This window comes from Roseateles terrae (assembly GCF_014192155.1).
GTDB lineage: Bacteria > Pseudomonadota > Gammaproteobacteria > Burkholderiales > Burkholderiaceae_C > Roseateles > Roseateles terrae.
Genome location: NZ_JACHXO010000002.1, coordinates 584,014 through 609,596 on the forward strand (window position 1 = coordinate 584,014; position 25,583 = coordinate 609,596).

Genomic DNA, 25,583 nt, shown 5'->3' on the forward strand with positions numbered 1-25,583 from the left:
CGAACATTCAGGGGATATTGGCAATGGTTGCGCAACCGTCGGCCTTCGATCGCGCCAGGAATCGGGCTGGCGCTGGCCTCAGGTGCCCCAGCACGCCTGCATGACGTCGGCGAAGCGCTGCGTCCGCGCGTCATCGCGCAGCGGCCGCGACTGGCCAGCGACAAACACCTCCGACCAAGGCTGGCCCTGGCTGGCGAAGATCAGACCGTCCATCAGCGATGCGGTCGGCAGGCCGGCCAGGCCGCAGCCCGGCACGTCCAGCACCAGGAAGTCGGCGCGGGCGCCGGGCACCAGCCCCCAGGTCTTCATCCCTGCAGCGGCGGCGCTGCCCTGCAGGCAGGCGTCGAACAGGCGCGCCGCCGTGCTCGGCTGTCGTCCCGGCAGCGCCGCCACATTGCGCCGCTGCTGGCCCAGCCGCTGACCGTATTCCAGCCAGCGCAGCTCCTCCACCCAGCCTCGGGTGACCTGGCTGTCGGAGCCCACCGTCATCGGCACGCCGGCGGCGAGCCAGCCGTCCAGATCAGCCAGGCCGTCGCCCAGATTTGCCTCGGTGCCGGGGCAGATCACCACGCCGGCGCCGCTGGCCCCGATCCGGTCGATCTCGCCCCGGGTGCTGTGCGTCGCATGCACCAGTTGCCAGCGAGCGTCGAGGCCGTAGTCCGCCAGCGCTGCGAGCGGCCGCTGGCCGGTGGCGGCCAGGCAGTCCCGCACTTCCTGCTGCTGCTCCGCCACGTGGATGTGGATCGGCACCGCAGCGGTGCCCACCCGGTGCTGGAGCTGGCGGATGTCGTCCGCGTGGGCCGCCCGCAGGGAGTGCAGCGCAACGCCCGCCGACACCAGCGGCAGCCCGGCGGCATTGATGCGCTGACAGGCGCGCCAGACCCAGTCGGCATCGGTGCGAAACCGCCGCTGCGTGTCCCGCAGGCCGGTCTCGGCAAAGCCGGCATGGGCATACAGCACCGGCAGCAGGGTCAGGCCGATGCCGGCGTCCTGCGCGGCATCGGCGAGTGCCCAGCTCATCGCGAGTTCGTCGTCGTAGGCCTGGCCGTCTTCGCGACGATGCAGATAGTGGAATTCACAGACCTGGGTGTAGCCGCCGGCCAGCAGCTCGGTGTAGAGCTGCGTCGCGATGACGCGCAACTGGTCCGGGGTGATGCGCAGCGCCACGCCATACATGCGCTCGCGCCACGACCAGAAATCGTCGTTGTCCTTTGCCCGCTGCTCCGCCAGTCCGGCAAAGGCGCGCTGGAAGGCATGGCTGTGCGCGTCCACCAGGGACGGCACCACCGGGCCGGACAGTCGCCGCGCCCCTTCGGGTGCGGGCAGACCCGACCGCACATCCAGCCAGTGGCCGTCCGGCCCGACGCGCAGCAGCACGTCTGGCTGCCAGCGCCCGTCCAGCCAGGCCAGCGGGGCATGGAACACGGTCGTCGCGCTCATGGGGCCGGCATCCTCATGCCGACGGCGCGGCAGTGCCGGCGCGTGACGGATTGGCCATCAGGTAGGCCTGCAGCAGCAGGCTCAGCACCGGCCGCACTCGTGCCATGCAGGCCTCGTCCAGCTCATAGCCGGTGTACCCCAGCTCCTGCTCCACCATGTAGCAGCGATAGCACATCTCCATCTGCACCACCTGCTGCCCCAGTGCGGGACGGCCGTACTGGCGGGTGATGTAGCCGCCCTTGAAGCGGCCATCCACCACCCAGCTGAAATCCTGCTGGGCATTGAGCACGATCTCCATCGCGTCCCGGGTGATCTGCCTGCAGGACTGTCCCTCGACAGTGCCCAGGTTCAGGTCGGGCAGCTGGCCGTCAAACAGCCAGGGAAGCTGGGAACGGATGCTGTGCGCTTCGAACAGCAACGCCTGGCCGTGCTCCTGCCGCAGGCGCTGGAGTTCTCCTTGCAGCGCCTGGTGGTAGGGCTGCCAGTAGGTCTCCAGCCGGCGCTGCTTTTCGTCAGCGTCGGGCGCGCGGCCTTCCTTGTAGAGCGGCTCGCCGGTGAAGAAGCGCGTCGGGCACAGCTCGGTGTTGGAGGCGCCCGGATACATCGGCGTGTCCTCCGGCGGGCGGTTCAGGTCGATGAGGTAGCGCGAGTAGCGCGGGATCAGCAGGCCGGCGCCCAGCGCTTCCGCGATCGGGGCGTACAGGCCTTCCAGATGCCAGTCGGTGTCTTCGCTGCCCAGCGCGCGGTCCACGTAGCGGTCCTGCTGATCCGGCGGGATCTCTCGTCCCACGTGCGGCATGCTGATCAACAGCGGGGTACGGCCAGGCCGCAGTTCATACACCTCATGCTTCATGCTGTCTCCCTTGCAGGACGGTGGCGCGCCGGGGGTTGCGTCCGAAGTAGTAGGCCAGCTCCCGCGGATGACCTGCGTCCCAGACGCAGAAGTCGGCCCGCTGGCCGGCCACCAGCTGGCCGCGGTCCGGCAAGCCAAGCGCCCGGGCGGCATTCACCGTCAATCCCCGCAGCGCCTCTTCCGGGGTCATCCGGAAGAAGGTGCAGGCCATGTTCATCATCAGCAGCAGCGACAGGCCGGGGGAACTGCCCGGGTTGTGATCGGTGGCCAGCGCGATGGGAACGCCCGCCGCCCGCAGCGCCGCCACCGGCGGCAGCTTCGTCTCACGCAGGAAGTAGAAGGCGCCCGGCAGCAGCACTGCCACCGTGCCGGCATCGGCCATGGCCTGGATGCCGCTGTCGCTGAGGTATTCCAGGTGGTCGCAGGACAGCGCCTGGAACTCGGAGGCCAGCGCGGCACCGCCCTGGTCGCTGAGCTGCTCCGCATGCAGCTTGACCGGCAAACCCAGGCGCCGGGCCGTCTCAAAGACCCGGCGGGTCTGCGCGGGGCTGAAAGCGATGCGCTCGCAAAAAGCGTCCACCGCGTCGATCAAGCCCTGCTGCTGCAGCTGCGGCATCCAGGCACACACGGCGTCCACGTAGTCGTCGGTCCGGCCGTCGAATTCGGGCGGCAGGGCGTGGGCAGCGAGGTAAGTCGTCCGCACCGTCAGCCCCAGGTCGGAGAGGCTGCGCGCCACCCGCAGGCAGCGGGCTTCGTCCTCCAGCGACAGGCCGTACCCGGACTTGACCTCCAGCGTGGTCAGGCCTTCGTTCATCAGGGCGCGGGCGCGGGCCAGGGCCGAGTGGCGCAGGCTGATTTCGTCGGCGGCACGCGTCGCCGCCACGGTCGAGCGGATGCCGCCACCGGCGCGGGCGATCTCTTCGTAGGTCGCGCCTTGCAGACGCAACTCGAATTCGGCGGACCGCTCACCGCCGTAGACCAGATGGGTGTGCGGATCGATCAGGCCCGGCGTCACCAGCGCGCCGGCCAGATCGTGCTCGGCGCTGAGACCGTCACGCATCGACGGCGGCAGCTCGCTCAAGGGTCCGACCCAGCGGATCGCATCGCCCTCGGTCACCAAAGCGCCTTCCGGCACCAGCCCCCAGCCCTGCGGCGACGCCAGGGTCACCAGATGGCCGCCCCGCCAGAGCGTGCGGACCGCGGTCATTCGGCGCTCCACAGCAGCCACCAGGCAGGTCCATGGCTATCTCCATCATCGAAGACACAGCTTTGCGCCGCGGGGGCCTCGCACCATGCCAGGGTATGCGGCGCCATCGGCACCGCCCGGGCGCCATGGATCAACAAACCGCCGCGCTCGGTGAAGAGCCCGAACCAGTCGATTTCATGAGGGATGACCGGCCGGTCCGCCGGCTGCACCCGGAAGCGTCCGGCGCCGCGGCGATGCATCGCATTGAAGTCGCGGGTGGGCCCCTGGATCAGCTGGCAGTGGGGCGCCTCTTCGCCGGCGAATTGCACCAGCCCGTCGCCGGGGCGGCGGCGGGCACCGAGCAGTTCCACGCCCGCGCCACTGAGCACCCCAAACCAGCGGTCCACACCGGGGAAAGCGGAGAACGGGCCATCGCGGTCAATGTCCGCCACGCTGATGCGCAGCTTCCAGTCGTTCACCTGCGGCCAGGCCAGCAGCTCGCGGGTCTGCCCGCCGCCGTTGCGCCAGGGCACCGGCGTCACATCGTCCGCGCAGATCCGCATCCAGCTCATCCCACCCTCTCCCACGCGGTTTGCATCCACGCTCATGCCTGAAAACTCCCCTGCAACATCCAGCGGCCGCCGGGATGCGTCAGACGCACGGCAGTGACCACCTGTCCCAGACTCAGCGTGCAGCGCCGCACCACCAGACAGGGCTCGCCCCGCGGCATGCCCAGCAGCTTCGCTTCCAGCGGCGAGGGCCGCTGGGCTTCGATCGTATAGCGGGCTTCCGACAGGGGCGCCACTTCCAGCAGATAGTGGGTGGGCGTGACCTGGGTGAAGTCCTGGGCCATGTACTCGGGTGCGCAGGCGGGATTGACCAGCCGGTCCTCGCACTGCACCGCCACGCCATTGTCGCGGTGCACGATGATGCTGTGGAACAGCGGCGCACCCGGTTGCAATTGAAACTCGGCCGCCTGCGCTTCCGTCGCGGCCACCGATTCCAGCAGATGCACCTGCGCCTCGTGCTGATGGCCGCGGGCGGCGATCTCGTCGTGCACATCCCGCACCGTCAGGGTGGAGGCGATGCGGTGCAGCTGCGCCACGAAGCTGCCCACCCCCTGGACCCGCTCGACCAGCCCTTCCTGGTGCAGCTCCCGCAGGGCGCGGTTGACCGTCATCCGGCTCAGGCCGAAGGCTTCGGTCAGCTCCGCCTCGGACGGCAGCCGCTCGCCCGGCCGCCACCGACCGCTGGCGATGCCCTCGCGCAGGTGGTTCTTGACCTTGAGGTAGTGAAACGCGGGACCGGAAGGGACGACCATGGGCGCGCATCCTACTGGATGAAGACTTGTATAGACAAGTTGGAAATCGCTCCACATAATCGCGCCCCATCGGCCTCACCGAACGACATCAGGAGACCTGCCATGAGCGCCCAGCCCCGCACCGTCCGTGCCCCGACCGGCACGCAACTGCACTGCAAGAACTGGCTGATCGAAGCCGCCTACCGCATGCTGCAGAACAACCTGGATCCGGCGGTGGCCGAGAATCCCGACCAGCTTGTGGTGTATGGGGGCATTGGCAAGGCGGCTCGCAACTGGGATTGCTTCGAGGCCATCCTGTCGACCCTGCGCGACCTCAATGAGGACGAAACGCTGCTGATCCAGTCCGGCAAGCCGGTGGGTGTGTTCCGCAGCCATGCGGATGCGCCACGCGTGCTGCTGGCCAATTCCAACCTCGTGCCGGCCTGGGCCACCTGGGACCACTTCAACGAGCTGGATCGCAAGGGCCTCATGATGTATGGGCAGATGACCGCGGGCTCGTGGATCTACATCGGCTCGCAGGGCATCGTGCAGGGCACGTATGAGACCTTCGCCGAAGCCGGCCGCCAGCATTACGGTGGCGATCTGGCCGGCCGCTGGGTGCTGACCGCCGGCCTGGGCGGCATGGGCGGCGCCCAGCCGCTGGCCGCCACCTTTGCCGGCGCCTGCTCGCTGACCATTGAATGCCAGCAGTCGCGCATCGACTTCCGTCTCAAGACCCGCTATGTGGACGAACAGGCCAGCAGCCTGGACGACGCCCTGGCCCGCCTGCAGCGCTACACCGCCGAGAAGAAGGCCGTGTCCATCGCCCTGCTGGGCAATGCGGCCGAGGTGCTGCCTGCGCTGGCTGCGCGGGTGAAGGCTGGCACCGCGCTGCGGCCGGACCTGGTGACCGACCAGACCTCCGCCCACGACCTGATCAACGGCTACCTGCCGGTGGGCTGGACGGTGCCGCAATGGAAGGAAGCCGCCGCCGACCCGGCCCGTCATGCCGAACTGCGCGACGCCGCCGCCAAGGGCTGCGCGGTGCATGTCCAGGCGATGCTGGACTTCCAGGCGATGGGCATTCCCACCGTCGACTACGGCAACAACATCCGCCAGGTGGCGCTGGATCAGGGCGTGAAGAACGCCTTCGACTTCCCGGGCTTCGTGCCGGCGTATGTGCGTCCGCAGTTCTGCGAAGGCCGCGGGCCGTTCCGCTGGGTGGCGCTGTCCGGCGATCCCGAGGACATCTACAAGACCGACGCCAAGATCAAGGAACTGTTCCCGCACCACGCCGGCGTGCACCGCTGGCTGGACATGGCGCGCGAACGCATCAGCTTCCAGGGCCTGCCGGCACGCATCTGCTGGCTGGGCCTGGGCGAGCGCCATCGCGCGGGACTGGCCTTCAACGAGATGGTGCGCAGCGGTGAGCTGAAGGCGCCGATCGTGATCGGGCGGGACCATCTGGACTCCGGCTCGGTCGCCAGCCCCAACCGCGAGACCGAGCGGATGCAGGACGGCTCGGACGCGGTCTCCGACTGGCCGCTGCTCAATGCGCTGCTGAACACCGCCGGGGGCGCGACCTGGGTGTCGCTGCACCACGGCGGCGGCGTGGGCATGGGCTATTCGCAGCACAGCGGGGTGGTGATCGTCTGCGACGGGACCGACGCCGCGGCCCGCCGCATCGAGCGGGTGCTGTGGAACGATCCCGGCACCGGCGTGATGCGGCATGCGGACGCCGGTTATGCCAGTGCCCAGCAGTGCGCCCGGGAACGCGGCCTGCATCTGCCGATGCTGGATCGCTGAAGGCTGACGCCACAACCCCAACGGCCCCCTACCGACCCTGTGGCGGATGACGCGGCGACTTCCCCTCGCCGCTCACGCCGCCAGACCTCTTCCCTCTTCAGCATGACCACCACGCTCGAACTCATCCCCGGTCAATTGACGCTGGACGCGTTGCGCCAGATCCGCCATGGCGACGTGCGCCTGTCCCTCCATGCCGATGCCCACGCCGCCATTGCCCGCAGCGCGGCGGTGGTGCAGGCCGCGGCCGCCGGCGATGACCCGGTCTACGGCGTCAACACCGGCTTTGGCAAGCTGGCCTCCAAACGCATCAACAAGGACGAGCTGGCCGCCTTGCAGCGCAACCTGATCCGCTCGCACTGCGTGGGCGTGGGCGCGCCGCTGGCACCGCCGGTGGTGCGGCTGATGCTGGCCACCAAGGCCGCTTCGCTGGCGCGCGGCTTCTCCGGCGTGCGGCCGGTCGTGGTCCAGGCCCTGCTGGACGCCTTCAATGCCGGGTTGGTGCCATATGTGCCGGCGCAGGGCTCGGTCGGTGCTTCAGGCGACCTGGCGCCGCTGTCCCACATGACGCTTGCGCTGATGGGTGAAGGCGAAATGCTGGTGGACGGTCAGCGCCGTCCGGCCGGCCCCGAGCTGGCGCGGGCCGGCATTGCACCGCTGGTGCTGGAGGCCAAGGAAGGTCTGGCGCTGATCAACGGCACCCAGACCTCCACCGCGCTGGCGCTGGAAGGCCTGCTGCGTTTCGAGACCGTCTATGCGAGCGCGATCGTGACCGGCGCCCTGAGCCTGGATGCTGCGCGCGGCAGCGATGGCCCCTTCGATCCCCGCATCCATGAAGTCCGCGGCCAGCCCGGCCAGATCGAAGCCGCTGCGGCCTACCGGGCGCTGCTAGTGGGCAGCGCCATCCGCCAGTCCCACCGCGAGGGCGACGACCGGGTGCAGGACCCCTACTGCCTGCGCTGCCAGCCGCAGGTGATGGGCGCCTGCCTGGACCAGGCCCGTTATGTGCGCGACGTGCTCCTGCGGGAAGCCAATGCCGTGACCGACAACCCGCTGGTGTTTGCGGGCGAAGACGGCCGCAGTGCCATGATCAGCGGCGGCAACTTCCATGCGGAGCCGGTGGCCCTGGCCGCCGATGCCCTGGCCTGCGCCATTGCGGAAGTCGGCGCCATCGCCGAGCGCCGCATCGCGATGCTGATCGACACCGGCGTGTCCCGCCTGCCGCCCTTCCTCACCGCCAATGCGGGGCTGAATTCCGGCTTCATGATCGCCCATGTGACGGCTGCCGCCCTGGCCAGCGAGAACAAGTCCCTCGCCCACCCGGCCAGCGTAGACAGCCTGCCGACCAGCGCCAATCAGGAAGACCATGTGTCCATGGCCACCTTCGGTGCCCGCCGGCTGGGCCCGATGCTGGACAACACCGGCCACATCGTGGCGATCGAGCTGCTGGCGGCCGGCCAGGGCATCGAGTTCCTGCGGCCGCTGCGCAGTTCGGACACGCTGGAGGCGGTGCACGCCCTGCTGCGTCACCACTGCCCGCCGATGCCGGACGACCACTATCTCGCGCCTGACATCGAACGGGCGGCGGCCCTGGTTCAAGCGGGGGAACTGGCAACATTGCTGAACAAGAGAACTGCTATGGTGCTGCTGGACTGATCCAGCCAACACCGTTTCATGCAGACCTCCATCCTCCCGCTTTCCACAAAGATCGCTGCCCAGCTCACCGCACGGATCACCGGCCTGATCACTGCACGGCTTCTGCTCGTCCTGCTCGGACTCCTGAGCCTGGGCCTGACCAGCGCCCACGCCGCCACCCGGGTGACGTTCGAGATCGACATGCGGGAGGAGATCAGCGCCGGTCGCTTTGATCCGGCCAAGGACCGGGTGGGCATCCGCGGCGGTGCTCCGCTGAGCTGGGACCGTCCGCTGTACGCCTATCCCGCGCCGGCAGCCCCGACCGCCGCGCGTCCCGCCTCCGACGGCAAGTCCGCCGACGACGGCCTCTGGACGGCGGAACTGACGGTGGACCGGGTGCCCCTGAACGGCGCCCTGCTCTACAAATTCCGGATCGAACGTGCCAACCAGGGCAGCAGCGAGGGATGGGAGCCCGGCCCCAACCGCAGCCTGGAACTGGTGGCGGACCGGGTGCTGGTGGCCCGGGCCTTCGGCGCGCCGGCCGCGCCCATCTCCATCAGCCGCGCCGGCCAGATCGACCAGCTGCCACCGCTGGGGGACGACCGCATCGCACCTCGCAGCATCCAGGTCTGGCTGCCGCCGGCCTACGCCCAGCATCCCGAGCGGCGCTACCCGGTGCTCTACCTGCATGACGGCCAGAATGTCTTCGACGCCGCCGCTGCCGGCGCCGAATGGGGCTTCGACGAAACCGCCCAACGCCTGGTGGTGGATGGCGAGATCCAGCCGCTGATCATCGTGGCGGTCGCCAGCGGCCCGCGTCGCGTGGACGATTACACCGCCACCCGTATCGACCTGGACGGCGTCGCTCAGGGCGGCAAGGCGGCGGACTATGCGCGCTACCTGATCCATACCGTCAAGCCGGCCATCGACCAGCGCTACCGGACCCTGCCCGACCCCGGTCATACTGCCGTGGGCGGCTCGTCGCTCGGCGGCATCCTGAGCCTGTGGCTGGTGCTGCATCATGACGATGTCTTCAGCGGTGCGCTGGTGGTGTCTCCGTCCCTGTGGTGGGACAACGAATTCCCCCTGCGCGACCTGGTGCGCACGCCGCTGTCCGGCGCGCCGCGCCCCAAGCTCTGGCTGGACATGGGCAGCGAAGAGGGCAGCACCGCCATCCGACAGTTGCGGGTGCTGCGCAGCACGCTGCTGAACCGCGGCTGGAACCGCAACGACATCAACTACCTGGAAGCCCGCGGCGGAGCCCATGACGAGACGAGTTGGGCGGCCCGCGTGGCGCCGATGCTGATCTTCCTGGATCGCACCGTCTGGCCGGGTCAGGCCACACCGCGCATGCCCAAAGGCTCGGACGATCCGTTCCCGCCGGACATGCCCCGCTCGCCGGAGCGGCACGGGAACTGACGGCTCAATATCGGCCCGTCGCCCCGGCCACCCGAAGGTAGACGTAGGCCACCCAGGCCACCAGCGCGCGGCGCAGCATGCCGCGCAGGCCTTTGCCGTCCGGCTGCTCCACCCGGCGTGACTGGGCGATGGCGGCGTCGAACTCACGCACCACATCGCCGGCGAAGCCGGCATCCTGGACCACCACATTGGCTTCCAGGTTCAGCAGCAGCGACAGCGGATCGATGTTGCTGCTGCCCACGGTCGCCCAGTCGTTGTCCACGACGCAGACCTTGGCATGCAGGAAGGCCGGCGTGTATTCGAAGATCTGCACGCCGTGGCCGAGCAGTTCGTCATAGAGCGCATGGGCCGCCAGCGCGGCGATGCGGTAGTCCACCTTGCCCTGCAGCAGCAGGCGCACCTGCACGCCGCGTTTGGCGGCCTCCTTGAGCGCACGGCGGAAGCGCTGGCCCGGGTAGAAATACGGCGTGATCAGGTCCACCCGGGTGGTGGCGCCGCGGATGGCATTCACATACGCCCGCTCGATGGTGCGGCGCTGGCGCAGGTTGTCCCGCAGCACAAAAGCAGCCCGCACCGGTGCAAGGCGGCGCGGGTCGCCGGCCCGGTGGCTGGCGCGAGGCATGCGAACCCGTCGCATCAGCCGACGCGCCCGGCGCAGCGGCGCGGCACTGCGCACCAGCGCCCGCAGCTCATCGCCGAAGTCATGGCCCAGCCAGGCGCGGGTCCACACCGCCCGCACCGCCTGCTCCACCGGTCGGACCACGGCGCCACGCAGCGAGGCGGCGAAGTCCAGCCGGGGCGTTTCGGTGCGGCCGTGGTGCAGGTCCACCCGGTCTTCGATGATGTTGATGCCGCCGACAAAGGCCACATCGCTGTCCACCACGCAGAGCTTCTGATGCAGCCGCCGCAGTTGCCCCGGATGCAGCCAGTTCCACCAGCGGTCGATCGGACGGAACACCGCCAGGGCCACCGGCGCCTGGGCGAGCTGCTGGCGCAGCCAGGCCAGGCTCGACTTGGAGCCGAAGCCGTCGACCACCACCCTCACCCGCACCCCTCGCAAGGCGGCACGGCACAAGGCGTCGGCCGTGGCGAGGCCCGCCTCATCATCATGAAAGATGTAGGTGGCCAGCCAGACCTCATGACGGGCCTGGTCGATGGCAGCGATCTGCGCCGGAAACAGCGCATCCCCACCGCGCAGCAGTTCGACGGCATTGCCGCCGCTGAAACTGGGCTGGGCGCTGAGGGTCCAGGGAAAGTGGGCGTCCTGCGGGCGGTTCAGGCAGCGCTCCTTCGCATCAGCGGTCGAGCACCAGCTCCGCCAGCAGCGGCAGGTGGTCCGACATCCGGGCCCAGCTCGGACCGCGCGGCACCTTCATGTCGACGCAGCGCAGGCCCCGCACATAGATGCGGTCGAGCGCAAATACCGGCACGCGGGAGGGGAAGGTGGGCAGACGGGCCCGGCCGGGCACCAGCGCGCGGTGCAGCCCGCCTTCCTTCATCGGGCCGTCCAGGCGCTCGCCCCAGTCGTTGAAGTCACCGGCCACCACGAGCGGGGCGTCGGTGGGCACATGGTCGGAGATGAACCGGGCCAGCCGCTGCACTTGGCGCACCCGGCTGCCGTGGATCAGGCCCAGATGGGCCACCACCGCATGCACCTCGCGCCCCTGCCAACGCACCGGCACGTGCAGCAGGCCGCGCTGTTCAAAGCGGTGGTCGGAGACGTCGTGATGGCCGATATCGCCGATCGGGTAGCGCGACAGCAGTGCATTGCCGTGCTCGCCATGGCGGGTGATGGCGTTGGTGCGGTAGGCCACTTCGTAGCCCTCCGGCGCCAGGAATTCCGCCTGGCCCTGCTCCGGCCAGCCGAACCAGGTCCGCTCGAACTGGCGGGCTTCCCGGTGGTGGAACAGGCGTACTTCCTGGAGGAACACCAGGTCGGCGTCCAGGGCCTGCACGCCCATGCCGAGGTTGTGGATCTCCAGCCGTTTGCTGGGCCCCACGCCGCGCACGCCCTTGTGGATGTTGTAGGTGGCCACCCGCAGGCGATCAGCGCTTTCGGCGGGGCTGGTGTCGGTGGTGGCGGAATTGCTGGCCGCCGCATGCCGGGGGGTCGGGCGGGTCATCGGGCAGCTCCGGAGGCGGCGGCCGTGGCGCCGGTCGCGCGACCGCCCGCAAGCCCATCGCCCAGGTGTGCCGGCAGCTGAAGAATCGCTTCGGCATTGGAGGGCGAAAAACAGAGGTCCGCCGCTTCCCGCCAGGGCAGCCAGCGGTACTGCAGGTGCTCGCGGGGGGCCAGCGTCACCGGGGTCCCTTCAGGAACACAGAGGCCAAACACATGCTCGGTGTTGTGGGTGACGCCCGGCGCATAACGGTGCCGCCAGACCGGATAGATCTCGTACACGTTGGCCAGGCCCCAATCCTTCAGCGCCTGCGGCGGCAGCGCGGCGACGTCGATCCCGGTTTCTTCCAGCACTTCACGGCTGGCGGTGCCGGGCAGCGGCTCGTCCAGCTGGTCCTTGGAACCGGTCACGCATTGCCAGAAACCCGGGCGGTCCGCCCGCTCCAGCATCAATACGTCCAGCGTCGGCGTGTGGATCACCACCAGCACCGATTCAGGAATTTTGTGGGGATGCGGCTTCAGGACATCGCTCATGGGCGAAAGCATATCGCAGCGCCAATGTCCGCCAGGTCGCAAGGTCGAGCCGGGAGTTGCGGGAAATCTTTCCATCATGCGTTTTGCTGGCGAATGACATGCCATGACACACACGGGCGACCTCCGCCATTCGACACATCGACAGCCCCCTCCAGCAATCAAGCTTTACCTGGGCGGCATCTGGCGTCGGTCAGATGTCCGGTTGGACGGAAGCAACGCTTTCTGACGCGCGCGGATGGGCCGGTATTCGGCCGATGGCCGCCGCGGTGAATTCGCAAAATTCTGTTCATCGCAACCGGCACCCAGGAGGGCCTCATGACCTCGATCCCCAACGCATCTCTGGTCGCTTCGCGGCAGCTGACCTCCCGCCCCAGCGGCAGTTATGAGATCAACGCCCGCGAGTACGGCACGATGGCGGCATCGGCCATCGGGCTGGGCCAGGCGCTTTATCAAGGCACTGACAACGCGGTGTCCTCCATCGTCTCCCTCAGCGAAGAAGGCCTGCAGGCGCTGGAGCACGGCGCCAGCAGCGTCGGCAGCGCGCTCAGCGAAGGCGCCGATGCCCTGGGCGACGCGGCAGTGTCGGTCGGCCATGCGCTCAGCGAAGGGGCCGGTGCGGTGGGTGACGCCGTGTCGTCCGTGGGCGAGGCCATCGGCGATGGCGCCACTGCCGTGGCCGACGCTCTGAGCCATGGCGCCGCCTCGGTCAAGAACGCCGTTGTCAGCGGTGCGCACAGTCTGGCCCACGGCGTCAGCGCCGTGGTGGACGAAGTCGAAGACGTCGGCAGCACGGTGGCTGGTTACGTGTCGGCGGGCGCCGTGGCAGGGCGCGCGCTGATCGATGAGCTGCTGTGATGCAGCCCCGACACACATGGCCGCGCTGGCTTCGGCCCCGGCACCTGAACGGGCACCCGCACCGGCCACCAACTCCTGCTCACCACGGACGCCGCAGCCTGCACGCGCTTGCCCTGGTTCTCGCGCTTTCTGCGGGCCTCACCGGATGCTCGCTGTTCAGTCCGCTGCCAACGATCGAGCTGGTCAAAGCCAGTGCCAGCGCGGCGACCGTGGCCATCGGCCAGGGCCCCAACAAGGCCAGCAACACCGTCTTCCAGGGCAATGCGGTGCCAACGCGGGTCTGCATTGAATACAACCGGTCGCTGGCCATGGCGGACTTCGTGCCGGCGCTGATGGCCGAACTCAAGGCGCATGACGTGTCGGCGCGGGTGTTTGATGTGGGTGTGCGGCCGGGGGACGACGAATGCCCCGCCTGGCTGCACTACCAGGGCCTGCAGCAGTGGGACAAACCGCCGCTGTCGGACCAGATGCGTCCCTATCTGGCGCAGGCGACGCTGAGCCTGCATGACGCCGGCGGACGCCTGATGTCGGCCAGCAGCTACCAAAGTGAAGAAGCGGTGATGGGCCTGGGCAAGTGGGGGTCGACCCGCAACAAGCTGGCGCCGGTCGTGACCGCCTTGCTGACCGGGTTCCAGAGTTGAGGGCGACGCAGCCAACGGCACCGATCTGCGCCTTCGCTTCACCGCTTCGCTTCCACCGAATCGCATTCCCAATTCCACCGCGAGAACCTCATGTCCCGACTCACCGCCACCGCACTGCTGATCGTTTCCCTGCTGGCCACGGCCTGCGCTTCGCGCGACCCCATCCTGGTGCAGGACCCCGTCCATGTGATGCCGCCCGCGGAACCCGCCTACGTCGAGCGCACCAACAACGGCGCCATCTACCAGCCTGGCATGGCAGCGGCCTCGCTTTTCACCACCGAACGCCGCGCGCGTCAGGTGGGCGACTCGCTCAAGGTGGTGATCAGCGAATCGCTGAACGCCAATCAGAAGACCAAGACCGACACCAGCCGGGAGAACGCGCTGGCGGTCAAGGGCCCCGGTGGATCCAGCAATGTCGGCCTGATCGACAAGCTGCTCAAGGCCGACGCCTCCGCGTCCGGCAGTGACTCCTACAAAGGCGACGGCAGCACCCAGAACAGCAGCAGCTTCAACGGGCAGATGGCGGTGTCGGTGATCAATGTGCTGCCCAATGGCCATCTGGTGGTGGCCGGCGAGCGGAGCGTCGCGATGAATGGCGGCATGAACACCCTGCGCTTCTCCGGCATCGTGAACCCGCAGGACATCCGCAGCGGCAATCAGGTCACCTCGTCAGACATCGTCAATGCACGGATGGAGCTGGTGGGGCGCGGCGAAGTGGCGGATGCGTCCCATCGCAGCTGGCTGCAGCGGGTGCTGGCGAGCAGCCTGTCGATCTGGTGACCGGCGGGAGGGACGCATCCCTCCGCGTGGTGAGACTCTTGGTGGGTGGGCGCGGATAGCAACTTTGAGCTAGTTAACCCAAACAAGTCAGCATATTTAGGCAGGCGCGCGCAGCGCCTCGGGGTTGGAGACTGTCGGTGTTCCCCAGCAAAGGCAGTCACCATGAAGCAACCCACCCACACCGTCCGGTCAGTCCCCGCGCAAGAAGCTGCTGGCCTGTCATCGCCGACCCCGGCTGGCGCTCGTGTGAGCTTGTCGGGCGCATCGGCGGCATCGGGCGCACCCCTCGCATCGGGCTCCCCCGTCCGCGTCGGCGCGTCCGTCATGGGCCGTGAGGCGGCCCTGCCGGATGCGACTGGAGCCCGGGGCTTTGGGAAGGTGTCCCGACGTCCGGCGGACGACGAGGACGAAGGGACCGGCTCGCTGGCATCCGTTCCGCCTGAGACGGACGCCGGGCTCGCGGACGAAGCGGCATCTGCCGCGGTGGACGGCGGGGCACCTGCCGCCGAGGCCACCGGCGAGGCAGACGCCGCCAGCACAGAGGCGCTGCAGACGCTGGACGACGGTGGTCCGGAAGAAGAAGAGGACGATGACGCTGCCGCCTTCTGGCTGTTGGGTGGAAGCGGGAGCGCTCTGGGTCTGCTGGGTCTCGGGGCTGCGGCGGGCCTGGTCGCGGCGGCGGGCGGAAGCGGTGGCGGCCGGGATGACCGTCAACCCCCTGCTGGCGCGGATGCTTCCGATACGTCTGGCGCTTCCGGTGTGCCTGGGGCCTCGGGTGCCTCGACTTCGGAGGGTTTGGATGGCTCGTCCGATCCGGCGAGTTCGTCCGATGCGGCTGGCCCGTCCGATTCGGCGAGTTCTTCCGATGCGGCCGCACCGTCCGATGCGGCGGGTTCGTCGGAGGCCGACGCCCCTTCTGATTCCGGGATCGCATCAGACGCTGGCGATGCATCCGGATCTTCCGGCGCGTCATCGTCGGACGCTTCTGAAGCGCCTGACCCTTCGGAAGTCTCTGACCCGTCCGCCACGCCACCGGACCCCGCACCGCCCTCGGACGAGACCCAAGCGGGCGACGCCACCGACGAGATGCCGGACCTGACGACGCCGGTCGCGCCCCCGCCGACGCCAGCGCCGACGCTGGTCCTTGTGAGTGACACCGGGGACTCTTCCATCGACCGCATCACCTCGGACGGCACGCTCCGGGTCGAGGGCGTGGTGCCGGGTCACCGCTGGGAGTTCAGTCTTGACGGTGGCCAGACCTGGGTGACGGGCACCGACGGCGAGATCCCCGGCACCTGCTTTTCCGACTCCGGCAGCCACACCGTGCTGGTGCGTCAATCGGATGACGCCGGCAGCGCCAGTGAGATCGGCGAATTCGCCTTCTTCCTGGACCGGGAGGTGGCAGTGCCGGTGCTCTCGCTGCCAGGGACACCGGTGTCGGTTGGCGATACCTGGGTCACGAGCAGCCCCCAGGCGCTTGTCTCCGGACTGGAGGAGGGCGCCACCTGGGAGTATTCGATCGACGGGGGCCTGAGTTGGAAGATCGGCACAGGCGGCGCCGTGGACCTCAGCGACCTGCAGGAAGGCCCCACAGAAGTATGGGTGCGCCAGACCGACATCGCCGGCAACGTGAGTGCCATCGGCCAGCTCGGGTTTGTGCTGGACACTTCCGCGGCCGCCCCTGAACTCTCGCTGATGGTGGACAGCGGCGTGTCCGCGACGGACGGCGTCACGTCCGACGGCCGTGTGGCGATCCAAGGTCTGGAGGACGGGGCCACCTGGCACTATTCCATCGATGGTGGCAACACCTGGCAGGTGGGCACCGGCACCTCCCTGGACCTCTCCGGTCTGCCGGACGGCGACGTGCAATTGCTGGTCCGCCAGACGGACCTCGCAGGCAATGTGAGCAGCGCGTCGCAACTGGATGTCGTGCTGGACACCAGCGCCGCGCCTCCCTCCCCCACGCTGACACTCGACACGGGCGCCTCCGCCGCCGACCGGGTCACGCGCGACGCCAGCATCACCGTCCAGGGCCTCGAAGATGGCGCGCTGTGGGACTATTCCGTAGACGGTGGCACCACCTGGCTCGCCGGCTCCGGCACCACCCTGGATCTCTCGGCCGTGCCCGACGGCGAGGTGCAACTCCTCGTCCGCCAGACCGATGTGGCGGGCAACGCCAGTGAGGCCGCCTCGCTGGACTTCGTGCTCGACACCACCGTGACCGCCCCCGCCCTGCTGCTGCTGCAGGACACCGGCACCTCCGCGTCCGACGGGATCACCCGCGACGGACGGGTGCAGATCCTCGATCTGGAAACCGGCGCGACCTGGGACTATTCCCTCGACGGCGGCCTCACCTGGACCGCCGGCAGCGGCACGATCCTCGATCTGGCGGACATCACCTCCGGCCCGATCCAACTGCTGGTCCGCCAGACCGACATCGCCGGCAACGTCAGCGGCGTCACCTCCCTCGATCTCGTGCTGGACACCACCAGCGACGCCCCCACCCTCACCCTGCACACCGACACCGGCAGCGACGCGACCGACCTCATCACCCAGGTCGGCCAGATCCAGATCGAAGGCCTGGAAACCGATGCCACCTGGGACTATTCCACCGACGGTGGCGTCACCTGGCTGCCCGGCACCGGCACCTCGCTGGATCTCTCGGCGATGCCGGATGGCAACGTCCAGCTGCTGGTCCGCCAGACCGACGTGTCCGGCAACTCGAGTGCCATGGCGCAGCTCGATTTCGTGATCGACACCGCGGTGTCGGTGCCCAGCGTCACGCTGGCCGAAGACAGCGGCGCCTCGGCGACCGACCACGTCACACGCAACGGCCTGCTGGAAATCAATGATCTGGAACCCGGCGCCACCTGGGCGTTCTCCCTGGACGACGGCCTCACCTGGACCCAGGGCGAGGGTAGCTCGCTCGACCTGGCCGCCGTCGCGGGCGCCGGTCACCACACGGTGCAGATCCGCCAGAGCGACCGTGCCGGCAACATCAGCGAGATCACCCGCATCGACCTGACCGTGCTCCTGGACGCGCCGACCATCGACCTGCTGACCGATGCCGGCCTGCAGGACGAGACCCGCGTCGTCGTTGGCATCAACGCGGCTCAACAAGGTGTCAGCCTGGTGAGCACCACCGCGGAACTGAGCACCGCCGAGCTGCGCACGCTCTACATCCGCATCGACGCCGGCTTCGCCGCCGACGACCAGTTCAGCTTCCACGACGGTCCCGTGCTGGATCGGGACCTGTCCGCCACCGACCTCACACTGCTCGACATCCCCGGCCTGGATCTCCGCTACGACGCCACCACCCGACTGCTGGTCATCCAGAAATCCGATGGCACCACCCTCACCGGGATGGAAGCCAGCACCCTGGCCAATGCGCTGCGACTGACCAGCCTCGGCACCGTGCCGACTTCAGGCGAACGGACCGTCTCCATCTGGGGCGAGGACCTCGCCGGCAATGTGGGCGCACCGTCCACCGTCCGCGTCACCATTGACATCCGCGCCCCGAGTCTGGACCTCAACGGTGCACTGGACGGTGTGGAGCCCCTCACCCATGTCGGCTCGCTGGCCACGCCGGTCCGGGTGTTTGCCGAAGACCTGACCATCACCCACGACAATCCCGACGCGCGTTACTCCCTCATCTCCGTGCGCGGCTTTGGTGGCGGCACCAGCGTGGACGACCAGCTGTGCAGCCAGACGGCGCTCGGTCTGATCACTCTGGAGGACGGCCTGCAGTGGCAGCTCGGCGAGACCGTGTGGACGGTCACCCGCGTTTCCACCCGCTACAGCTTCACCACGGCCGATGGCAGCCTGGCCAGCCAGGAGGCCGTGACCGCGCTGCTCGAATCGCTGCGCCTGATGAATGATTCGGTCGACCCGGGTCAGGGCGAGCGCCGCTTCACCGTCGTGTTGACCGACGAAGTCGGCAACTCCGGCCGCGCCGAAGGCTCGGTGGTGCTGGACCACATCGCCCCCATCGTGGACCTGAACGGCCTGGCCGACGGTCTGGATCATGCGACCCAGGTCGCCGCCGGCGTGAGCTGGATGCTGCCGGTGTTCAATCCGGCCACTGCGTCCCTCACCGACGACAGCCCCATCACGCTCCTGACGCTGACCTTCTCGTCGGCGCTGAGCAATGCCTTCCAGACGGCCGCCGGCCAGCAGGAGCGCATCGGCCTGTCCGACGGCGACGACACCGATGGCATGGCGGACGCGCTGGTGCTCGGCCTGGGCGGCACACTGATCAACGATCGACTGATTCCCGGGCGCACCATCACGCTGACGCTGTCCGCCGATGCGGCCCAGCCGACGCTGGTCATCAGCGCGGATGCGCCCCTCACCGCCGAACAGGCCTCCCAGCTGCTGCAGTGGCTGCGCTTCGAGGGCGACGCGAATGCGGCCCTGGGCGGCCGCACCGTGGCGGTCACCGCCACCGATGTCGCCGGCAACACCTCGGCGACGCCCACCTTGTCGCAGATTCAGGTGCTGCCGGAAGGCACCCCGATGGTGTTCCTCCATCCCGACAGTGACAGCGGGACCTACCACTCCGACAGCATCACCCGTCTGGATGGCTCTGCGGCGGCGCCCCTGCGGCTGCGCGGCGCCGGCCGCCCAGGAGCGACCCTGCTGGTGTATCTGGACGCTGACCGCGATGGCGTCGGTACGCTGGCCGAGCAGGTCGGCACGGTGGTGTGCGACGCTCAGGGCCGCTGGGAACTTCAGCTGCCGGCCAACGCGCTGGCCGACGGCAGCTACCAGTTCATCGCCGTGGATGCGGTCGCCGGCCTGACCTCCCCGGCGCTGACGATGACGGTGGACACCCGGCCGCCCGCCAGTGCCTACGACATGGGTGCGTCGGTCGCGCTGTCGCCGGTGCTGTTTGGCGTGTCGGACGCCTTCGAGCGGGTGCTGGTGGAGATCGACACCGACAACAACCTGCTCAACGGCTATGAGCTGCGGTATGAAACCCGCTCCGATGCCGCCGGCCAATGGCAGATCGACACCCGTTTTGCGACGCCGGTGTGGGGCAGCTTCGAATCCTTCCGGGACGGCGCCACCGTCAACACCCGCGTGACCACCTTTGACATGGCGGGCAATACGACCGTCCGGGAGGATTCCGCCCCCGCCATTGCCTCGGTCTTCAACCTCTCCGATGCGCAGGTGGTGGAAGGCGTGGACGGGACCCGGGAGCTGGTGTTCATGGTCAGCCGCAGCGGGGACCTCAGCAGCGAAGGCAGCGTGGACTGGTCGCTGGACCTGTTGCGCAGTTCGGCCACCAACAACCCGAACGGCCTGCTGTCCGACCTCGATTTCTCCGGCGCGGCGTCGGGCCGGGTGCAGTTTGCTGCCGGCGAAACCCAGCAGCTGGTGCGCTTCACCGTTGCGGGCGATTACTACCGCGAGGTGAACGAACGCCTGATGGTGCATCTGGAAGATGCCCAGGGCGGGACCATTGGCGATGGTCTGGGCATCGGCACCATTTATGAAGTCGACATCGACCGGATGCAGGCCGCCTACAGCATGCGCAACCTGAATCCGAATCTCAACACCGCGTCCATCCGGGTCCGGCGCTCTTCCGACGATCAGGAGATGGACATCGGCTTTGATGCCAACGGCCTCCTGGACCGGACAGCCTTGCTGAATTTTGTGGGGCGCGGCAGCACCGATCGCGGATTCGTGACCACCTGGTACGACCAGTCGGGCCACGGTCGGGACATGGTGCAGAGCGTTGCGTCCAAGCAGGGCGTGGTCGTGGATGGCGGCGTGGTGGTGACGCGGGCAGATGGAACCGTGGGCATCAGTTTCAACAGCCGCAACGGTACTTCGGACGATTTCATGATGGCCAACGGCCTGGCCGGTAAGGACTGGACGAGCGCACTGATCTACGCGAAGGTGCAGTCGGAGGGCTCCCGCGATGGCTCGCTCTTCAACCTGGGCACCAGCCAGAGCGGGCGCCTGAGTGCTCACTATCCGGAGGGCAGTCGCGGCTACGTGTTCGACGTCAACAACTACGATGCCACGGGCCGACTGTCTCGCGCCGTCTCAGGCGGGAACTCGGCGCTCGTGGGCCTGGCCAACGACATCGTCTTTGAAGCCCATTCCGGCAACACCACGGCGGGAACCGCCAGCCTCAACTACACCGACTCGGCGCAGGCCATCTACGAAAACGGCGTCCGCGTGACTTCGGACAGCACCCTGGCGGCCACCTTCCCCACCTCCACCCAGTGGCGCCTGGCCATGCACGGCACCGACAGTGCGTATTACCAGCAGGTCATCTACAACGAGTTCATGGTCTATCTCGATACGGCCAACAGCACGCCGGAGATGCAATCGCTGCTGGGGACGGCCAATGATGACGTGCTGACCTATTCGGGCGAGCGCAGCCTGCTTCGCATCGACGGGATGGCGGGCCACGACACCCTCTACCTGTCCGGCGCGACGGACATCGACTTCGGCCAGTTCAGCGGCGGTGTGCGCGGCCTGGCCCAGGTGTGGATGGACAACGACCGCGCCAACACCCTCACCCTGACCACCGCCACCCTGGCCGCCAACGGCAGCATGCCGCTGACGGTGGTGATGGGTGAAGGCGACAGCGTGGTGCTCAACGGCCAGCGCTTTGACTACGACGAGGACCGCCTGCAGACGCTGGTGATCGGGCAGGACCGGGACGAGGTGCTGTTCAGCACCAACCGCAACGATGTGATGCGCGGCGGCGCTGGCGCGGACACCTTCACCTGGCGTGCGGAGCAAGGCGGTGTGGATACGGTCCTGGATTTCAGCGACGCCCAGGGCGACCGTCTGGACCTGAGCCTGCTGCTGCAGCGCATGACGGCGGGGCGGGAAGATCTCTACCTCAACCGCCAGCTCGATGCCAACGGGCAAGTGATGCTGCTGGTGGACCGTGACGGCCGCGGACACTTCCAGGCTCCGGACCTGGTGATCCTGCTCGGCTCGGCCCATCCGGCGGATTCGATCTCCATCGTCACCCAGTACGGGGTGGCGACGCTCTGATCCGTCAGCGGGCGGCGGGACGGCGGGGTGGCGCGGTCGGTGATGACGGCTGCGTTGGTGGTGCCGCTGTTGCCGCCGTTGCCGCTGTTGCCGGCTGCGACGAGGCCGCCGAGGCAACAGATGGAGCTGATTGCGCTGACTGCGCAGCTTGTGCCAGCGCCGCGGCGACAGCGGACAGCCGCTGAAGATCCCGGCGAATGGCCTCCGGGGTCGCTCCCGACTGCGCCCGCGCTGACAGCGCCGCCAGTGCGTCACTGAGCGCCGACGCATCCTGCGCCAGTTGGGTCATATCCCCCGGCATGCTGCCCGACGGCAGGGGCTGATCAAATCGGGCCAGCTGTTCCAGGCGCGCCGGCAACGCCGACTGGCCCAGCACCGCCTCGAGCCGTTGCCGCTGCTGCTGGTGATGCCAGCTCGGGCCCAGCGCGCCACGGTCGGCCATCAGCTGGCTGAGCCGCGCATGCGCCGCCGCCTGGACGGCGCGCGACTGCAGCGCTTCGCCCAGCGCCAGCGCTTCCTGCGCATGGACCAGGGACTCTTCGTCCTGCAGCTCGCTCAGCAGCAGCAGGCACTGCGCCTGCAGCCAGCGATAGTCACAGCGACGCGCCAGTTGCAAAGACGCGCGGGCAAGCAGCAGCGCCTGGCCGGGATCGCCGCTGTCACGGGCGCCCCGGGCGCGGTGCCAGCCGGTCTCGGCCTCGTAATCGCGATGTCCGGCTTGACGGGCTGCGCGCTGCGCCTGGTCCAGCAAGGGAATGGCTGCTTCAGGCCCCACCGTGGCACGACTGGCCGCCGCCCGGTTCAGGCCGATCTTGGCGCGCAGGTAGGCGTCACCGCTCAAACCCGGATAGTGGCGCTCTGCCTGGTCCAGCACCCGGCCGCCGCGCGCCCAGTCGCCGACCGCAAAACACAGATGGGCCAGACCGATGCGGGCCAGACACGCCCATCGGGTGTCGTCGCGGGTCAGCTCCAGCGTCTGGCTCCAGGCATTGCAGGCCTGCAGGTAGTCGCCGCGCTGGTAATGCAGCCGGCCCAGCGCTTCACTGAGTTCCGCCGCCTGTTCCCGCGCGGCAACGTCCGCCCGATGCTGCGCCCGGTCGAGCGCCGATGCGAGGGCTGCTTCCAGCGCCCCTTGCAGCTCGGGCCCGCGGCCGCAGCGTTCCAGAATGAAAAACAGGCCCAGCAGGGCCTGATCCGGCGGGTCTTCCCCGCCGTGGTTCACCACCCGCTGCAGCACTGGCAGGGCCAGCGCGGGGCGGCGCATCAGCAGGCGCTCCCACCGGGCCGCGTCCCGGCCGGTGGATGCGACGGACGCACCCACCTTCAGGGACGGCGATGGCACCGGCATGCAGGCCCGCCGACGGGCTTACTCAGCCGCCGCTGCCGGGTTGCGCAGGCGGATGTGCAGCTCGCGCAGCTGCTTTTCATCCACGAACGACGGTGCACCGGTCAGCAGGCACTGGGCACGCTGGGTCTTGGGGAAGGCGATGACGTCGCGGATGGATTCCGCCTTGGTCATCAGCGTCACCAGACGGTCCAGGCCGAAGGCCAGGCCACCGTGCGGAGGCGCGCCGTATTGCAGGGCGTCCAGCAGGAAGCCGAACTTGATGCGCTGCTCTTCGGGGCTGATGTTCAGGGCCTCGAAGACCTTGGCCTGCACATCGGCGCGGTGGATACGCACCGAGCCGCCGCCCAGTTCCCAGCCGTTGAGCACCATGTCGTAGGCCTTGGCGATGCAGGCGCCCGGGTCGGTGACCATCAGGTCCTCATGGCCGTCCTTCGGCGCGGTGAACGGATGGTGCACCGCCGCCCAGCGGTTGTTTTCTTCGTCCTGCTCGAACATCGGGAAGTCCACCACCCACAGCGGCGCCCAGCGGTCTTCGAACAGGCCGCTGGTCTTGCCGAATTCGCTGTGGCCCACCTTCAGGCGCAGCGCGCCGATGGCATCGTTCACCACCTTGGCCTTGTCGGCACCGAAGAAGATCAGGTCGCCGTCCTGCGCGCCGGTGCGGGCCAGGATGTCGGCCACGGCCTTGTCGTGCAGGTTCTTGACGATCGGCGACTGCAGGCCTTCGCGGCCCTTGGCCACTTCATTGACCTTGATCCAGGCCAGGCCCTTGGCACCGTAGATCTTGACGAACTCGGTGTAGCTGTCGATCTCGCCTCGGCTCAGCTGGGCACCGCCCGGCACGCGCAGCGCGACCACACGGCCACCGGGGGTCGTGGCAGGGCCGGAGAAGACCTTGAAGTCCACATCGCCCATCACGTCGGTCAGCTCGGTGAATTCGAGCTTCACCCGCAGGTCCGGCTTGTCGGAACCGAAGCGGAACATCGCCTCGGCATACTTCATCACCGGGTAGTCGCCCAGCTCGACATTCAGTGCCTTGCGGAAGACATGACGGATCATGCCTTCGAACATGGCCCGAATCTCTTCTTCGGTCAGGAAGCTGGTTTCGATATCGATCTGGGTGAATTCGGGCTGGCGGTCGGCGCGCAGGTCTTCGTCCCGGAAGCACTTGGTGATCTGGTAGTAGCGGTCGAAACCGGCCACCATCAGCAGCTGCTTGAACAGCTGGGGCGATTGCGGCAGCGCGAAGAACATGCCGTCATGCACACGCGAGGGCACCAGGTAGTCGCGCGCGCCCTCGGGCGTGCTCTTGGTCAGCATCGGGGTTTCGATGTCGACAAAGCCATGCTCGTCCAGGAACTTGCGCGCTTCCATCGCCACGCGATAGCGCAGCATCAGGTTGTTCTGCATGTACGGACGGCGCAGGTCCAGCACGCGGTGCGTCAGGCGGGTGGTTTCGGAGATGTTCTCGTCATCCAGCGGGAACGGGGGCGTCACCGACGGGTTCAGCACTTCCAGCTCGTGGCACAGCACTTCCACCTTGCCGCTGACCAGGTTGCCGTTTTCGGTACCGGCCGGACGCGCGCGCACCTTGCCCACCAGCTTCAGGCAGAACTCGTTGCGCACGCCTTCCGCCACCTTGAACATTTCGGGGCGGTCGGGGTCGCAGACGATCTGCACCAGACCTTCACGGTCGCGCAGGTCGATGAAGATCACACCGCCGTGGTCGCGGCGACGATGGGCCCAGCCCATCAGGGTCACGGTTTGATCCAGCAGCTTTTCGCTGACTTGGCCGGCATAACAGGTACGCATGGAAACTCTCCGGAAATCGGGTGTCGACGGGGCACGCTCACAGGGGCGCGCACCCTAAAAAAAGGGTCTGATGGGCACTGGCGGGGCCTGGACGACCCTCAGGGCTGAGCGCTTGCCGAGGCGCTCAACCCGGTCAATTTCGGGCGCTCTCCGGGGCGGCGGGCAGCGTGACCGGGTGGGTGCCCTCCCCGGGCGCAGGCGCCACCACGCCCATGGAGATGATGTACTTCAGGGCTTCGTCCACGCTCATGGCCAGCGGCCTCAGCTGCGCGCGGGGCATCATCAGGAAGAAACCGGACGTGGGATTGGGGGTGGTGGGCACGTACAGGCTCACGTGCTCGTCCGCCGCGGCGCCACTGAGGGTGCCGAGCTGGTCCGCCACTTCGCCGGCCGGCTTGCCGGTGACAAAGGCGATGGTCCAGGAATGCGGATGGGGATAGGGCACCAGCACGGCTTCGCGGAATGCGTTGCCGCTGGAAGAGAACAGGGTGTCCGAGACCTGCTTGACCGAGCTGTAGATGCTCTTGACGATGGGGATCTTGTAGAGCAGCCGATCCCACTGATGCAGCCACCACTGGCCGAACATGTTGGCAACGAACATGCCGGTGAGCATCAGTGCACCCACCAGCACCACCACGCCCAGGCCCGGCACGTCGTGCAGGTCGCGCACCGAGGCGCTGGCCGATGCCGGCAGCACCGCGCCCACCGCCGAGAGCAGCCAGGCGAAGACGCCGTTGATGATGCCCAGCACCCACAGCAGCACCCAGATGGTGATCGCCAGGGGCAGCCAGACCAGCAGGCCGGTGATGATGTACTTTCTCATGCCTGGGTCCGG

The 25,583-nt window shown here is 68.4% G+C and carries 18 protein-coding genes; 7 read left to right on the forward strand and 11 right to left on the reverse strand.

The features are described 5' to 3' along the window. Positions 1-78: 78 nt before the first annotated feature. Genes hutF through hutC form a run of 5 tightly spaced genes read right to left on the reverse strand, consistent with a single transcriptional unit; the run spans position 79 to position 4,800 of the window. Positions 79-1,440 (reverse strand): formimidoylglutamate deiminase, encoded by a 1,362-nt coding sequence (gene hutF / locus FHS28_RS08985; protein ID WP_088450499.1) that lies wholly within the window; start codon positions 1,438-1,440, stop codon positions 79-81. Between the two features lie 13 nt (positions 1,441-1,453). Continuing rightward, positions 1,454-2,293 carry an N-formylglutamate deformylase gene (gene hutG, locus FHS28_RS08990; protein WP_088450501.1) on the reverse strand — a complete coding sequence of 280 codons (840 nt, stop codon included), beginning with the start codon at positions 2,291-2,293 and terminating at the stop codon, positions 1,454-1,456. Beyond that, the gene (gene hutI, locus FHS28_RS08995; RefSeq protein ID WP_088450503.1) at positions 2,283-3,500 is read right to left on the reverse strand and encodes an imidazolonepropionase; all 1,218 of its coding nucleotides are present in this window, start codon (positions 3,498-3,500) and stop codon (positions 2,283-2,285) included. Before hutI ends, hutG begins: the two co-directional genes overlap by 11 nt. After that, positions 3,497-4,087 carry a HutD/Ves family protein gene (locus tag FHS28_RS09000; RefSeq protein ID WP_088450505.1) on the reverse strand — a complete coding sequence of 197 codons (591 nt, stop codon included), beginning with the start codon at positions 4,085-4,087 and terminating at the stop codon, positions 3,497-3,499. The genes hutI and FHS28_RS09000 overlap by 4 nt, the downstream gene beginning before the upstream one ends. Further along, the gene (gene hutC, locus FHS28_RS09005) at positions 4,084-4,800 is read right to left on the reverse strand and encodes a histidine utilization transcriptional repressor HutC (protein ID WP_088450506.1); all 717 of its coding nucleotides are present in this window, start codon (positions 4,798-4,800) and stop codon (positions 4,084-4,086) included. The genes FHS28_RS09000 and hutC overlap by 4 nt, the downstream gene beginning before the upstream one ends. Before the next feature lie 102 nt (positions 4,801-4,902). On the opposite strand from hutC, the gene hutU reads away from it, so the two are divergent. From hutU to FHS28_RS09020, 3 genes are all read left to right on the forward strand, one after another. Further along, positions 4,903-6,585 (forward strand): urocanate hydratase, encoded by a 1,683-nt coding sequence (hutU, locus tag FHS28_RS09010; RefSeq protein ID WP_088450508.1) that lies wholly within the window; start codon positions 4,903-4,905, stop codon positions 6,583-6,585. A gap of 102 nt (positions 6,586-6,687) precedes the next feature. Next, entirely contained in the window at positions 6,688-8,238 is a 1,551-nt protein-coding gene (gene hutH, locus FHS28_RS09015; RefSeq protein WP_088450510.1) for a histidine ammonia-lyase, read from the forward strand. Positions 8,239-8,256: 18 nt separating this feature from the next. Beyond that, positions 8,257-9,636 (forward strand): alpha/beta hydrolase-fold protein, encoded by a 1,380-nt coding sequence (locus FHS28_RS09020; protein WP_088450512.1) that lies wholly within the window; start codon positions 8,257-8,259, stop codon positions 9,634-9,636. 4 nt (positions 9,637-9,640) lie between these two features. Here the strand turns inward: FHS28_RS09020 and clsB are convergent, their stop codons facing one another. From clsB to nudB, 3 genes are read right to left on the reverse strand one after another with little or no spacing between them, the layout of a single operon-like run. Next, entirely contained in the window at positions 9,641-10,915 is a 1,275-nt protein-coding gene (clsB, locus tag FHS28_RS09025) for a cardiolipin synthase ClsB (protein ID WP_088450514.1), read from the reverse strand. A 16-nt stretch (positions 10,916-10,931) separates the two neighbouring features. After that, positions 10,932-11,759: an endonuclease/exonuclease/phosphatase family protein gene (locus tag FHS28_RS09030; RefSeq protein WP_088450516.1), complete on the reverse strand. Its 828-nt coding sequence runs from the start codon at positions 11,757-11,759 to the stop codon at positions 10,932-10,934. Continuing rightward, on the reverse strand, positions 11,756-12,289 hold the full coding sequence (gene nudB / locus FHS28_RS09035) for a dihydroneopterin triphosphate diphosphatase (protein WP_246409765.1): 534 nt from the start codon (positions 12,287-12,289) through the stop codon (positions 11,756-11,758). The genes FHS28_RS09030 and nudB overlap by 4 nt, the downstream gene beginning before the upstream one ends. Before the next feature lie 315 nt (positions 12,290-12,604). Between nudB and FHS28_RS09040 the strand changes: the two genes are divergently transcribed. From FHS28_RS09040 to FHS28_RS09055, 4 genes are all read left to right on the forward strand, one after another. Beyond that, positions 12,605-13,144 carry a hypothetical protein gene (locus FHS28_RS09040; protein ID WP_088450521.1) on the forward strand — a complete coding sequence of 180 codons (540 nt, stop codon included), beginning with the start codon at positions 12,605-12,607 and terminating at the stop codon, positions 13,142-13,144. Beyond that, positions 13,144-13,785 (forward strand): cell division protein FtsI, encoded by a 642-nt coding sequence (locus FHS28_RS09045; protein WP_184294425.1) that lies wholly within the window; start codon positions 13,144-13,146, stop codon positions 13,783-13,785. The genes FHS28_RS09040 and FHS28_RS09045 overlap by 1 nt, the downstream gene beginning before the upstream one ends. 90 nt (positions 13,786-13,875) lie before the next feature. Beyond that, complete coding sequence (locus FHS28_RS09050; RefSeq protein WP_088450525.1) at positions 13,876-14,565, forward strand: flagellar basal body L-ring protein FlgH; 690 nt, start codon at positions 13,876-13,878, stop codon at positions 14,563-14,565. A gap of 378 nt (positions 14,566-14,943) precedes the next feature. Next, complete coding sequence (locus tag FHS28_RS09055) at positions 14,944-21,588, forward strand: Ig-like domain-containing protein (protein WP_184294427.1); 6,645 nt, start codon at positions 14,944-14,946, stop codon at positions 21,586-21,588. A 4-nt stretch (positions 21,589-21,592) separates the two neighbouring features. On the opposite strand, the gene FHS28_RS09060 is transcribed toward FHS28_RS09055, so the two are convergent. The 3 genes from FHS28_RS09060 to FHS28_RS09070 form a co-directional block, all read right to left on the reverse strand. Next, entirely contained in the window at positions 21,593-22,936 is a 1,344-nt protein-coding gene (locus tag FHS28_RS09060) for a hypothetical protein (protein ID WP_088450530.1), read from the reverse strand. An 18-nt stretch (positions 22,937-22,954) separates the two neighbouring features. Further along, positions 22,955-24,748 carry an aspartate--tRNA ligase gene (gene aspS / locus FHS28_RS09065; RefSeq protein ID WP_088450532.1) on the reverse strand — a complete coding sequence of 598 codons (1,794 nt, stop codon included), beginning with the start codon at positions 24,746-24,748 and terminating at the stop codon, positions 22,955-22,957. Between the two features lie 133 nt (positions 24,749-24,881). Continuing rightward, positions 24,882-25,571, reverse strand: a complete 690-nt coding sequence (locus FHS28_RS09070; protein WP_088450534.1) for a DUF502 domain-containing protein — start codon at positions 25,569-25,571, stop codon at positions 24,882-24,884. Positions 25,572-25,583 lie beyond the last annotated feature (12 nt).